The organism is Granulicatella sp. WM01, assembly GCF_004570605.1.
Lineage (GTDB): Bacteria > Bacillota > Bacilli > Lactobacillales > Aerococcaceae > WM01.
Genome location: NZ_SPPB01000002.1, coordinates 78,074 through 92,043 on the forward strand (window position 1 = coordinate 78,074; position 13,970 = coordinate 92,043).

General features: G+C 33.2%; 12 protein-coding genes, 3 tRNA genes and 1 rRNA gene. All 16 read right to left on the bottom strand.

The genetic code is table 11. From position 1 onward, the window contains the following. Positions 1-13: 13 nt before the first annotated feature. The 16 genes from E4T68_RS00745 to rrf all read right to left on the bottom strand — a co-directional run bounded on the left by E4T68_RS00745 (position 14) and on the right by rrf (position 13,959). Positions 14-1,015 carry an NAD(P)H-dependent glycerol-3-phosphate dehydrogenase gene (locus E4T68_RS00745; RefSeq protein WP_135123133.1) on the bottom strand — a complete coding sequence of 334 codons (1,002 nt, stop codon included), beginning with the start codon at positions 1,013-1,015 and terminating at the stop codon, positions 14-16. 17 nt (positions 1,016-1,032) lie between these two features. Further along, positions 1,033-1,842, bottom strand: a complete 810-nt coding sequence (gene lgt, locus E4T68_RS00750) for a prolipoprotein diacylglyceryl transferase (protein WP_135123134.1) — start codon at positions 1,840-1,842, stop codon at positions 1,033-1,035. 3 nt (positions 1,843-1,845) lie between these two features. Further along, the gene (gene hprK, locus E4T68_RS00755; protein WP_135123136.1) at positions 1,846-2,781 is read right to left on the bottom strand and encodes an HPr(Ser) kinase/phosphatase; all 936 of its coding nucleotides are present in this window, start codon (positions 2,779-2,781) and stop codon (positions 1,846-1,848) included. A gap of 616 nt (positions 2,782-3,397) precedes the next feature. After that, positions 3,398-4,291 carry a zinc metalloprotease HtpX gene (gene htpX, locus E4T68_RS00760; protein ID WP_135123138.1) on the bottom strand — a complete coding sequence of 298 codons (894 nt, stop codon included), beginning with the start codon at positions 4,289-4,291 and terminating at the stop codon, positions 3,398-3,400. Positions 4,292-4,304: 13 nt separating this feature from the next. Then, a complete protein-coding gene (locus E4T68_RS00765; RefSeq protein ID WP_135123140.1) occupies positions 4,305-4,856 on the bottom strand; it encodes a LemA family protein in 552 nt (183 codons plus the stop codon). A gap of 472 nt (positions 4,857-5,328) precedes the next feature. Then, positions 5,329-5,967 carry an endonuclease III gene (nth, locus tag E4T68_RS00770; RefSeq protein ID WP_135123142.1) on the bottom strand — a complete coding sequence of 213 codons (639 nt, stop codon included), beginning with the start codon at positions 5,965-5,967 and terminating at the stop codon, positions 5,329-5,331. A 6-nt stretch (positions 5,968-5,973) separates the two neighbouring features. Next, positions 5,974-6,648: a DnaD domain-containing protein gene (locus E4T68_RS00775; RefSeq protein WP_135123144.1), complete on the bottom strand. Its 675-nt coding sequence runs from the start codon at positions 6,646-6,648 to the stop codon at positions 5,974-5,976. Positions 6,649-6,675: 27 nt separating this feature from the next. Beyond that, the gene (locus E4T68_RS00780) at positions 6,676-8,022 is read right to left on the bottom strand and encodes an aspartate kinase (RefSeq protein WP_135123146.1); all 1,347 of its coding nucleotides are present in this window, start codon (positions 8,020-8,022) and stop codon (positions 6,676-6,678) included. A gap of 59 nt (positions 8,023-8,081) precedes the next feature. Then, positions 8,082-9,962: a tRNA uridine-5-carboxymethylaminomethyl(34) synthesis enzyme MnmG gene (gene mnmG, locus E4T68_RS00785; protein ID WP_135123148.1), complete on the bottom strand. Its 1,881-nt coding sequence runs from the start codon at positions 9,960-9,962 to the stop codon at positions 8,082-8,084. 347 nt (positions 9,963-10,309) lie between these two features. Then, complete coding sequence (locus E4T68_RS00790; RefSeq protein ID WP_135123150.1) at positions 10,310-10,756, bottom strand: NUDIX hydrolase; 447 nt, start codon at positions 10,754-10,756, stop codon at positions 10,310-10,312. Between the two features lie 56 nt (positions 10,757-10,812). Beyond that, a complete protein-coding gene (locus E4T68_RS00795; RefSeq protein WP_135123152.1) occupies positions 10,813-11,289 on the bottom strand; it encodes an 8-oxo-dGTP diphosphatase in 477 nt (158 codons plus the stop codon). A 9-nt stretch (positions 11,290-11,298) separates the two neighbouring features. Beyond that, a complete protein-coding gene (gene mnmE, locus E4T68_RS00800; RefSeq protein WP_167753752.1) occupies positions 11,299-12,696 on the bottom strand; it encodes a tRNA uridine-5-carboxymethylaminomethyl(34) synthesis GTPase MnmE in 1,398 nt (465 codons plus the stop codon). An 841-nt stretch (positions 12,697-13,537) separates the two neighbouring features. Beyond that, a tRNA-Thr gene (locus E4T68_RS00805) sits at positions 13,538-13,610 on the bottom strand. A gap of 2 nt (positions 13,611-13,612) precedes the next feature. Beyond that, positions 13,613-13,685, bottom strand: a tRNA-Thr gene (locus E4T68_RS00810). 75 nt (positions 13,686-13,760) lie between these two features. Continuing rightward, positions 13,761-13,834 (bottom strand) — tRNA-Asn (locus tag E4T68_RS00815). Between the two features lie 9 nt (positions 13,835-13,843). Beyond that, a 5S ribosomal RNA gene (rrf, locus tag E4T68_RS00820) occupies positions 13,844-13,959 on the bottom strand. Positions 13,960-13,970 lie beyond the last annotated feature (11 nt).

Consider the following 13,970-nt stretch of genomic DNA (forward strand, 5'->3'; position numbering starts at 1 on the left):
TCCTCATCTAATTTTATTCAGATTTTCCATCCCTTGTCATCAATGATAAAACTGCTGACTTTGGTGTTTGACCTTGATAAAGCACATCATAAATAGCTGTTGTAATTGGCATATCAATACCTTTTTCTTGTGCTAATTCATACGCCACTTTAGTTGTCCAATACCCCTCAACCGCCATGTTTATGTCTTTTAAGGCTTCTTGAGTTGATCTTCCTTGCCCTAATAAATAGCCAAATCTCCAATTTCTAGAATGTACGCTTGTACACGTTACAATCAAATCACCAACTCCACTTAATCCACTAAATGTAGATGCTTTAGCGCCACACGCTACACCAAAGCGTGATAATTCTGTTAATCCTCTTGTGACTAAAGCAGCTTTGGCGTTATCCCCATAACCTAATCCATGCAGAATACCTGCTCCTACAGCAATCACATTTTTTAAAGCCGCCCCTAATTCAACACCTATAACATCTGTATTCGTGTAAACCCTAAAATAATGGTTCATAAATAACTGTTGAACATATTTAGCCGATTCTTCACACTCACAAGCTGCAGTAATCGAGGTTAAGTCATGTCTTGCCACTTCTTCTGCATGACTTGGACCAGATAATACAATAATGTCTTGATAAGAAGATGCTGGAAATTCAGTCTTTAAAATTTGCGATATTCTTTCATGTGTTTCTTGCTCTAATCCTTTAGAGGCATGAATAATATACGGCTTATGATTTAATAAAGAAACCACTTTTTGAGCCACTTCACGAATGGCACTAGTCGGCACTGCAAACAATATAGCATCACATTTGTTTAGTGCCTCTTCCAACTCCAAAGTTGCCTTCAAGCGTTTTGGTAAGACAATATGCGGTAAATAGTGTTTGTTTACATGTTGCTCATTAATGTGATTAATCACATTTGCATGATTTCCCCATAAACAAACTTCATGTCCATTCTCTACTAAAGTCATTGCCAAAGCACTGCCCCATGATCCTGCACCTAATACTGCAATGTTTTGTTTCATGATCACTCCTCAGTTCTCTACTTTTTTTCATACATAAATTCACTATAGTTTCCTATTGTCTGCTTTTTATGACGGTACACGTATATTATAACAGATGCCATAATTAAGACAAGAGAGAGTGCTTGAGATACTCTAATTGAACCTAACCATAAACTATCTGAACGCATACCTTCTACAAAGAAACGTTCTATCCCATACCATATAATATAAAATAGTGTAATATCTCCAATTTTTAATGTTTTTACTTTATGTCTAAGAACCATTAATAAAATAAATCCAATGATACTTAATACTGACTCGTATAAAAATGTAGGTTGATAATACTTTCCGTTAATATGCATTTGATTGATAATAAAATCTGGAATAAACAGCTGAGTTAAATGCTCACGACTCACTTCTGCACCGAATGCCTCTTGATTGACAAAATTTCCCCATCTTCCAATGGCTTGTGCTAATAAAACGGTAGGCGTAATAATATCTAGTGTTACCCAACTTGACACATTAAATTTCTTGGAATACCAATATACAACACCAATTCCAGCTAGCAAACCTCCATATATGGCCAAACCACCTTCCCAAATTTTAAAAACAGACAATAAGTCAGATTTAAAACGGTCAAATTCAAACGCAACATAGTACGCACGTGCACCGATAATGCCTATTGGCAAAGCATACATCAATAAATCATAAATATAGTCTTTTGGAAATTTTTTCCTTAATGCCTCACGATTGGATAAAAAAGCAGCTAGTAAAGCTCCAGTCATAATGATAACAGCATACCATTTAATCGAAAATTGCCCTATTTTAATAAAATCTGGATTAATCATATATTAACTCTCCTTTTGTGAATTTTCCGCAATCAATTTTGATAAATTTTGTTCAAAAACACGTGTTGCATCAAATCCCATATTTTTAGCACGGTGATTTTTGGTTGCCACTTCAATGATATTAGCAATATTTCTTCCTAATTTAACTGGAATAACAAAACGTGGAATATTAACATCTAAAATTTGAATAGTTTCATACGTGTTGCCTAAACGATCAAATGTTTTTTCACTATTCCATAATTCTAAATGAATAATCATATCTAAACGTTTGGTATCTCGCACTGTTCCAACGCCAAACAAATTCATCACATCAATAATACCAATTCCCCTTACTTCTAATAAATTTTTCAAGATTGCAGGAGATTCTCCAATTAATGTTAATTCATCTAGCTGATAAAACTCTACCCTATCATCTGCTACCAGTAAATGCCCTTTTTGAATTAAATCTAAAGCAACTTCACTTTTTCCTACACCACTATCACCAGTAATTAAAACACCTGTTCCAAAAACATCTAAAAATACACCATGTATAGATAAACGTTCCGCTAATTTATGCTCTAAAAAATTAGTCACATTACTTATTACACTGGTTGTTTTCGAATAGGCCTGCAATAAGGGAATCCCCGCTTTTATTGCCTTCTCAACAAAAATTTGTGGTACATCTAGCCCACGTGAAAAAATAAATGCAGGAACAAGTGGACTACATAATCGTTCAACAACTTCATCTGCTTTTTCAGAATTCATTTGTGCAATAAATGAAATTTCTGTCTTTCCAAACACTTGAATACGTTTTTCATCATAAAAATTAAAATAACCTGTTAATTCTACTCCTGGACGAGATAGTTCACTTGTATATACTTGTTTATGCAAAAATTCTTCACCGAATAATACTTTAATCCGTAATTTATCAACTAATTCACTAACGCTTACTTTCGACATAACTTCCTCCTACAAATCATTTGCCTTTATCATACCATTTTTATAGAAGATGTGAAAGGCAGAAACTTTATTTAACTATTTGTCTATCATCTTCAAAGCTATTCATTTTGTGCTGCATCTAAGTGTATTTAACACTATTACATTATATATACTTTTTACTGTTTTCACAGATATTTAAAACCATCTTATTAACTAAGATTATGATTAATGTTATTGATTTTTCTTAGTGATTGATTACATTTATTACAATTATGTATTTATCTTTTTATTAACATGTATATTGTTAATTTTTTAGTTATACAGATAGAAAAGCACTACTATTAATTACGTACCGATTTTTCCTATTTCAATAGCTATATTTTCTCTATAAAAAAACACTTTCGTCAAATTATATTAGTAAAGAAATAGATTTTTAGATAAATGTAATTGTATTAGTAAGCACTTTTTATTCACTAATGCAGTTACGCTAAAAATGCCGTGTTAGCAAACAGGAAAGTTTGTTAACACGGCATTTTATGTCACATTCAGTGACCTCAATATTTACAATTTATAAAAATATCTTATTAAATTAAAAAATTGATATAACTCTCTAACTCAAAATATCCTTTTCTATATATTACATATTTTCTAAACGATGAATACGATTTTTAGTTGTTGGACGTGTTGAAAATAATGAATCTCTTTCCACTTTTTTAAAAGGGTCTGCAATATATAATGTTGCACTTTGTGCATTGGCTTTTTGCATAGCAGGTGATTCAGAAATTTTAAGTAAAGCCGAAATTAAACCTTGAGGATTTCTCGTAAATGATACCGCAGTCGCATCAGCTAAATATTCACGATTACGTGAAAGTGAGTATTGTAAAATGATTGACATGAAAGGCCCTAAAACAATTGCAATAAGAGAAAGAATCATCAATATTGCACTAATTGTACTCTTATCATCTTGTTTAGATGACTGATGTTTACTTTCATTCCAAGGAAGTCTTACACTCAACTGAACCAATGCTGCAATAGCTGCTCCTAAGGCAATAGCAATAGTTTGTAAACGCACATCATAATTTTTAATATGAGCAAACTCATGTGCCATAACGCCCTCTAATTCTTCACGATTTAATCGTTCTAATAATCCTGTTGTTACCGCAACTGCTGCCTTTTCAGGAGATATTCCTGTTGCAAACGCATTTGGTGATTTATCTTGAATAACATAAATCTTAGGCATAGGTACTTTGGCAACCATTGCCATATCTTCAACAATATTCCATAACATCGGATAATTTTGCTTAGATGTAACTTCAGTAGCATGATTTAAACGCATAACCATAGAAGTTGATTGAGATAGCATCATACTAATATACACTACACCAATGATAATTGCTAGCATTAGACCATATAAAGAATTTCCTAATGCCATGACACCAATTCCCCAACCAATTAATGTATATAATACAAAATACATCATTACAACTATAACTGTTTTTTGTTTATTTTTCTCAATTTGTTGATGTAACATATGCGCTCCTCAATTAAAATGACACTTTTGGAACTTCTCTAACTTCAGGAGCAACTTCCAACATTTTTTCCAATTCGAAATGTGCTAAGTTTGCAATAATATTTGTCGGAATAGATTTTACTTTAATATTATAACTTGCAACATTTGAATTATATAGTTGACGAGAATATGCGATTTTATTTTCTGTGTTCGTTAATTCTTCTTGCAACTGTAAAAAGTTTGTATTTGCTTTTAAATCAGGATATGACTCTGCTAAAGCAAATACCGTTTTTAATGCACCTGTTAATTGATTAGACATATCCATAATATCTTGTTTATTTTCTACTGATGTATTCGTTAAACGATTACGTGCCTCAATCACTTTTTGCAATGTTTCTTGCTCATATTTTGCATATCCCTTAACCGTTTCAACCAAATTAGGAATTAAATCATTACGACGTTGTAACTGCACATCAATCTGTGCCCACGCCTCACTAATCCATGTTTTTAATTTAACCAATGAATTATATGACATAATCCCCCATAACACAATAACCACAATTAATCCTAGAATAAACCAAACCATACGATAACCTCTCTTTCTTTTTTATTTTATTATATCATATTTTATTATTTTTTGTCTTATCTTTTATTACTGCACTATTCACTAAAATTACCACATCTTATCTTTAGCACGTATAACACCAATCGAAAAGATTATTTCCTCCATTTTTCTTCTCTTAGAAAACTACCTACATGTTTATTTATTCGTTGATACTATATATTTTAAATAATTATTCTTCTGCTTACAATACAAAATTGTGTTGGCAAACACGATACATCTTTTGCTAGATGTATCCAAATAAGATAAGCAAACAAAAATAGTTTTACATATTTCTCAAACTGGATTTAAACTCAGTTTTTTTACATCTAATGCACTTCTATTTTTAACTACAAGACAGATTTCCACATAATATGCCACATCGTTTGCCCTAGTTTTATTAAACATAGAATTTTACTATCTAACACATGTGTCTAGTATTTTTTATTAGTAATTCCTACTCTTTATCTTTTATCATAGACATTAAGTCTTGACAGCATTGACAATGCTTTAATTTGGATGAACGTTTACATCTATAACGCCCCCAAAAAATAAGCAAATGATGTGTTTGACCCCAGCGTTCTTTTGGCACTTTTTTCATCAAAATATGCTCAACTTCCAAAGGTGTAGCATGTTCTGGAACAATCTTAAAACATTTGCTGACACGTTCAACATGTGTGTCTACTGCAATAGCAGGTTTATTAAACCCTACACTTAACACAACATTAGCTGTCTTTCTGCCTACACCTGCTAATTGTGTTAATTCCTCAAATGTGTCTGGCACTTTCCCTTGATGAAGTTCCAATAACTGCCTACAACATTCTTGAATATGTTTTGCTTTATTGCGATATAAGCCTATCGTGCTAATATCTTGCATCAATTCTTCAACAGGTACAGTTAAAAAATCTTGCGGAGCAGGATACTTTTCAAACAAAGACGGTGTCACTTTATTGACTGCTTTATCTGTTGTTCTGGCACTTAACATCACGGCAATTAATAATTCAAATGTATTTTGAAAGATCAACTCACACCATGCATCTGGAAAAACTTTTTCCATTTCATCTAAAACAAGATTAACTTTTTTTCGACTTAACATATTCTCTCACCTAAACCAATTTATTGTACTATCACTAAACATATTTTTATCAATGCTTTCACACATAACTGCTTGTTTTTGTTTACGATATTTTTGTGACTCTACCTCAGCCTCTTGAACAGTCAAAATACCTTTTTGTTTCCAATTATCTAAAATAGATCGAATGTAATTTAAGTGTCTTACATTCGCTAAAACAGCTTCTTTAAGCGCAGCTACAATTAATTCTTGAGAGTATCCGTCTACTTTAATCCAATCATGAATCATTGTTAATTGCATAGGTGTCAAAGAACGACCAAATTCCTGTTCAAACAATTCTGTCAACACATTAAAATCACTAGCAGGCTCTTTATTTTCTTGTTGCTTAGCATGCAATAATAATGTGATAGCTTTTTGATATAGTGGCTCAAATGAATAGTGTATATCTATCTTTCCATCAGCTAAAGTGACTTGATCGTCACGTACTAATTGCTTATTGACTAATTGGTGCATCATTTTCAACATGTCTAAATCAGATATGTTCATCCATTTAGCCACTTGCTTTATATTAGTATCTCCATTTGAAAAATGTAAAAACACAATAAATTCATCTGAATTTAGTCCTAATTCACGGTAGTGGTTTAGCATAAATGATGAAACAGTCATTGTCTTATCCATAAATTGTTGTAATATAATTTCTCGCACACTTTTCCACCTTTCCAACGTAAACTCTTATCCAAAAAATTCTTCGTATAACGCTTGAACAGCAAGTTGCTCATCTTCTGGACTAACACCAAATACAATACTGCGTTCTGAAGAGCCTTGATTAACCATTTGCACATTAATCTCTGCTCTAGCAAAGGCTGAAGCTGCCCGTGCTAATGTTCCAATAGACTCAACCATACCCTCTCCAACCAACATAACTAAACAGATAGGATCGTTAAAATACACTTCATCAACATTTAATTCATATTTGATGCGTTGAAGTAAAATAGCATTTTTTTCAGGAGACAACTGATTATCTCGTAATAATACCGTTAAATCATCAATTCCTGAGGGCATGTGTTCGAAACTAACATGTAATTCTTCCAAAATTTGCAATAGTTTACGACCAAATCCTATTTCTCTATTCATTAAATATTTTTCAACATAAATCGTTGTAAAACCACTCATGCTGGCAATTCCTGTGACCACATGCGTAGTACTTGGAACACTTGTTGTAATTAATGTTCCTGGTGCTGAAGGATTATTTGTATTTTTCACACGTACAGGAATTCCCTCTGAAAAAGCCGGTTGCAATGCTTCATCATGAAACACACCAAATCCGGCATACGATAACTCACGCATTTCATGATAAGTCATGTATTCCAAACGTTTTGGATTATCCACCATTGCTGGATTGGCTACACAAATGCCGTCCACATCTGTGAAATTTTCATATAATAAAGCTCGTACACCTTTAGCTACAATAGCTCCAGTAATATCCGAACCTCCTCTTGAAAATGTCACCACTTTACCGTCTTTTGTATAGCCAAAAAATCCCGGAAATACGACAATCTCTTTACGGGTTGCTAATTGTTTTAAACTGTCATAAGACGATTCAAGCACATTAGCATTCCCTGGATCATCACTCACAATTAATCCAGCATCTTTTGGATTAATATAAATAGCATCTAATCCTTCTTTTCTAAAATAAGCGGCTACCAATTTGGCATTATTATCCTCACCACTAGCTTTTAAAGCATCAATAAAATAAGACGGTTCTGTTACAGAAGATAATAACATCTGTAAGTTTTCCTCAATTTGCTGTAAAACAGGTTCTGTAATCTCTAATGCTTTAACCATATCGGCATAACGAAGAATAATTTTATCTAGTAAATAAGTTGTGTCTTCATCAGCTAACTTTGCTTTTGCTAAAGCAATTAATAAATCGGTAACTTTTTCATCTTCTTTAAATCGTTTTCCAGGTGCTGAAACAACAACAATACGACGTTGTTCATCTTCCTTAATGATATTTAAAACTTTTTTTAACTGTTCGGCTGAAGCAAGTGAACTGCCTCCAAACTTAACAACTTTCACATTCATTTCTCCTTTATGGCACTTTACTTTTTACACAATTATCAATCCACAAAAATGGCTTACCACTTTCCTTGAGTAATATAAATCATTAAAATAGAAATATCAGCCGGATTTACACCACTAATACGACTTGCTTGTCCAATCGTTTCAGGTTGGATAAGTTTTAGTCTTTGCTTAGCCTCGGTTGCCAGCCCATTAATTGTATCATAATCTATCTGTTTTGGAATACGTTTTTCTTCCATTTTTTTCATGCGTTCCACTTTTTCCGCTGCTTTTGCAATATATCCCTCATATTTTATTTGTATTTCCACCTGTTCTCTAACTTCCCTAGGCAACTGCTCTAAAGTAGGGGCAAAGCGCAAAATCTCACTATAGTTAATTTCAGGACGTTTCAATAAATCACTTGCTAAAATACCGTCTTTTAATTCTGCTGAATGCTTTTCCTTTAAAAATGTTTGTAATGCTTCATTTGGTTTTAAACGTGTTTGCATCAAGCGTTCTATCTCTTGTTCAACTGCATTCTTTTTTAATATGAACTGTTCTAAACGTTCACTAGACAGTAGCCCTAGTTTATGCCCAATCTCACTCAATCTAAAATCAGCATTATCATGTCTTAATAATAAACGGTACTCTGCTCTTGATGTTAATAGACGATACGGTTCTGTAGTTCCCTTAGTCACTAAATCATCAATCATTACACCAATATAAGCTTGGCTCCTTTCCAAAATAAATGGTTCTTTATCTTGAGCACGTAAAGCTGCATTAATTCCTGCAATTAACCCTTGACCTGCTGCCTCTTCATATCCAGAAGTTCCATTCATTTGTCCAGCAGTAAACAAGTTTTTAATACGTTTTGTTTCTAATGATGGACGTAATTGATGTGGAATAATTACATCATATTCAATCGCATATCCAGTTCGCATCACTTTAGCATTTTCTAATCCAACAACAGAATGTATCATTTCTTCTTGTACTTCCTCTGGTAAAGACGAGGACAATCCTTGAACATACACTTCTTGTGTATTTTCTCCCTCTGGTTCTAAAAATAATTGATGTCGCAATTTATCAGCAAATCGAACAATTTTATCTTCGATAGACGGACAATATCTTGCTCCTACACCTTCGACAATTCCTGTAAACATAGGGGCACGATGTAAATTTTTACGAATAATATGATGCGTTTTTTCATTTGTATACGTTAACCAACACGGAATTTGATTTTTACGATATGCTTCATCTGGTGTTGCAAAACTAAAATGGTTTGCTTTCTCATCTCCAGGCTGAATTTCCGTTTGCGTATAATCAATACTTGAAGATAACACACGTGCAGGAGTTCCTGTTTTAAAACGTGCCAATTCAAATCCTAATTCCTCCAAATGCTCCGATAATTTAATAGACGGCTGCGAATTATTTGGTCCAGATGAATACATCAATTCTCCAATAATAATTTTCCCTCTTGAACTCGTTCCTGCGGTTAATACAACCGCTTTAGCACGATATATTGCTCCTGTGTGTGTTATCACACCACAGCACACATTATCTTCTACAACCAAACGTTCAACTGTTCCCTGACGTAAAGTCAAGTTCTCTTGTTGCTCAATAGTGTGTTTCATTTCTGTTGCATACACATACTTATCAGCTTGAGCACGTAAAGCTTGTACAGCAGGGCCTTTCCCTGTATTCAGCATACGCATTTGAATATACGATTTATCGATATTTTTCCCCATTTCACCACCTAAAGCGTCAATTTCTCTAACAACAACGCCTTTAGCTGGACCACCAATAGATGGATTACACGGCATAAATGCCACCATATCTAAACTAATCGTTAATAATAACGTTCTTTGTCCCATACGTGCACTTGCAAGTGCTGCCTCACTTCCTGCATGTCCTGCTCCAACAACAATAACGTCATAATGTCCTGATTCAAATCGTTCCACTTGTATTCTCCTTTATTTTCTCTTCATTTTATTTCATCATTACATCATTTAATAAACATTTCATTCAAACTACTCATTATCATATATCCTAATTCAGCAAATAGTTTAATCTATTAAAACCATATCTATGCTTAACTTGTTTACTTTACATTAAAATATATGACCTCCTATTGAACAATGACCTTGTCATATTCTACATCAAAAAACATAATCATATCAGGTTGATAAAAATTTCATGCATAAAATCCTACTGTCATAAAATTTACTAGATTCATACTATCTAGCCATTATCTAAGCACTATACCTTTTTAAACAAGGCAAACTTATCATTCGCCTGTATAATCTTTCTAGCGATCATTTACAATAATATGCTCTATCCCTTTCCAATCCACTAATTTTTCTTTCAAAAACCTAGGTCTTAAATCAAGATTTTTTAACTCACTCACATGTACCCACTCACAAGGGAAATGTGCATCTTCATCAAGTACATACTTAGCTGGCTCATCTAAAAGCGTAACAAAATAATAATACTCTAAATTATGATACTGTATATTTTCTTCTGTAAAAAAATTTTCAACAACAAAAGCTAGCTGGTTGACTTCAACACGTGCATGCAGTTCTTCAAATACTTCTCTCACAACAGCTTCCTGTGTTGTTTCATTAACTAGAGCAGCTCCGCCAAGTGTAGCATATTTTTGATTAGCATACACTAAATAAATATAATCATCTCTCATAATTAACTCTGCTGCTCGTACACCACACCGTACATTGTTATTAAAAAATCTAAAATCCATGTACTTTTCCTTTCCAATTCACATACATTCACTACTATTGAAGCAAAGACCATTATTTACATATTATCATAAAAAGTGACATTATTTTCTATTAATTTTCCGTCTTGATAGACAAATTTTGCAGAGAAAAATGCTCTTTTCTCCAAAATCCATTTCATAAAAAGATAATCTCCTTGCCAAGTTGGTTTTTGTAAAATATCTTCATACAATACCCATTCTAAAGTTCCCTCTTTGCACTCTTTTACCAATTCACCAGTAAACTCACTCACACGAAAAACATACGTATACCAATCTTTTTGTGGTGTAAAATTTGGAAAAGTTATTATGCCACATAATTGCATTTTTTGAACAATCAATCCCGTTTCCTCTTGAATTTCACGTCTTGCACATTCCTCAGGTGTTTCTGAGTCTTCAAATTTACCACCTACCCCAATCCATTTACCCTGATGCACATCATTGGCTTTTTTATTTCTGTGTAACAATAACCATTCTTTCCCATTATCAATGTAACAAATCGTAGCAAGTTGTATCATACTAACCTCCTATTTCCCTAGACAGAATTGACTAAACAAAGCATTCAACAATTCATCTTGCACTGTTTCACCAGTTATTTCGCCTAATAACTCCCATGCTCTTGTAAAATCAATTTGGATTAAATCAACGGGAATACCCATTTCAATAGCTTCTAGCACATCATCAATTTTTTCTATTGCTTGTTGAATGAGTGCAATATGACGAACATTAGATACGTACGTAGCATCCCTATCATTCACATGCCCACTGAAAAATAATTGTGCAATATTTTCTTCTAGGCAATCAATTCCTTCATTATTAAGTATTGACATGTCAATAATACTGTCTTTTCCAATATATGTGGCTAGCTCTTGCCTGTCTAATGCAGATGGTAAATCTATTTTATTGAGTAAAATGACCCTTTTATACGCATTCGTTTGTTCAATTAAAGCCTTGTCCTCATGAGTTAATTTTTCTGAACTATTCAAAATAAGTATTACAAAATCAGCCTCACTTAGAGCTTTTTTACTCCGTTCAACTCCAATTTTTTCAACAATATCATCAGTTTCACGAATTCCTGCCGTATCGACCAATTTTAAAGGCACACCTCTAACATTGACATATTCTTCAATCGTGTCACGTGTCGTTCCAGCAATATCTGTCACAATAGCCTTATCTTCACGCAATAAGCGATTTAATAAACTTGATTTCCCAACATTTGGTCGCCCAATAATTGCCGTTTGCAAGCCATCACGTAAAATTTTTCCTTGACTAGCCGATTTAAGCAACATTCCTAATTCTACTTTGACTTTAGTTGCACTTTCTTTTAAGACATTCAAGCTCATCTCTTCAACCTCATCATACTCTGGATAATCAATATTCACTTCAACTTGTGCCAATGTATTCAAAATGGTCTGTCTATTTTTTCCAATAAGTGCTGATAATTGCCCATCAACTTGCCTTAAAGCCTGCTTCATTGATTGATCCGTCTTAGACCTAATCAAATCCATGACTGCCTCAGCCTGTGTCAAATCAATCCTTCCGTTCAAAAAAGCCCGTTTTGTAAATTCTCCCGGTTCAGCTAATCGTGCTCCATTTTGTAAAACTACTTGCAACACTTGATTAACAACAACCATTCCACCGTGGCAATTAATCTCTACAACATCTTCTTTTGTAAACGTTCTTGGGGCACGCATAACAGACAACATCACTTCATCAACAACACAATTATTCTCTTTTGGATTAATAATATGTCCATAATGAATAGTATGAGAATCAACTTTTTCTAAATTTTTTTCCTTAAACAACTGATTTGCAATACCAACTGCATTTATACCGGATAAACGTACTATACCTATAGCACCTTCTCCCAAAGCAGTTGAAATCGCTGCTATTGTATCAAACTCTAACATCACGCATTTCCTCATCTTTTTAAATTAAAATACAAAGAAAAGTGCATACTACGCCTGCATTCAAGACGAAGCTGCACTTTCACTGCACGCTATAAATTAACTATAATTATCATATCAAAAATAAGAAAAAAATCAAGAAAATAGCTAAAAAATTCAAGAATACTTTACTATTTATCCAAATTAATCCTCGTTTTCCAACTCAAATACGATAAATGCTAAATCAAATAAGTGAAAAGTCTTAATACTGTGGTATACAGTCACCTTAATGTAAAAACATTCAAAACATAAACGACAGATTTAAAGATAAATAAGTCACGATTCAAAAAGTAGTATAAATTAGTTTGATACAAATATATTATATATTTTTAAAAGTCACCTAGATACAAAAAATTTATTTTTACTATAAAGCTAGATGCATACATTTAGCTAGAAGTTCATATTCTATGCTAATATTTTATCTATTCTCATCTTAAAAACACACTGTTTCTTTTAGATAAAATGCATACTCAATTATTACAAAGTATCATTTTAAAAATTAGTGAATTTTATAACGTATCTTATCTTTTTTAGGTAAAATATACAAAATAACAAACTTTGGATAAAAATATAATCTCTATACTCATCGAACAAGTAAAAGAGATACAGTACTGTAAATGAATTTATAATTATACTCCAAACATAATCAAAAAATAACGGGGCTGGGAAAAAAGTTTTAAAAATAAAAAACAACTTATAATTACGTCGTCAGAAACGTTGATTCTAAGCTGTTTTCAATTTTTCAAATGTTAATCAAAAGACTAAAATTTTAGTTTTTTCCCAGTCCCGTCACAAATGTTTCTATATCAACATTTTATTAAGCTGCTTATCGGGATTGAACCGACGACCTCAACCTTACCATGGTTGCGCTCTGCCAACTGAGCTAAAGCAGCAATGCCGGCTAAAGGACTTGAACCCTCGACCCTCTGATTACGATTCAGACGCTCTACCAACTGAGCTAAGCCGGCTAGATGAAACAAAAATTTTACTCACTAATAAAAAATTGACATTATATATAAAAAAAACGCTAATCGCGTTTAAAACTCCGCCAGTAGGACTCGAACCTACGACATCATGATTAACAGTCATGCGCTACTACCAACTGAGCTATGGCGGAAAAATAAAAGCGTGGCAACGTCCTACTCTTGCAGGGGGAATCCCCCAACTACCCTCGGCGCTAAAAAGCTTAACTTCTGTGTTCGGCATGGGTACAGGTGTCTCCTTCTTGCCATCGTTACCACACTTTATTGAAA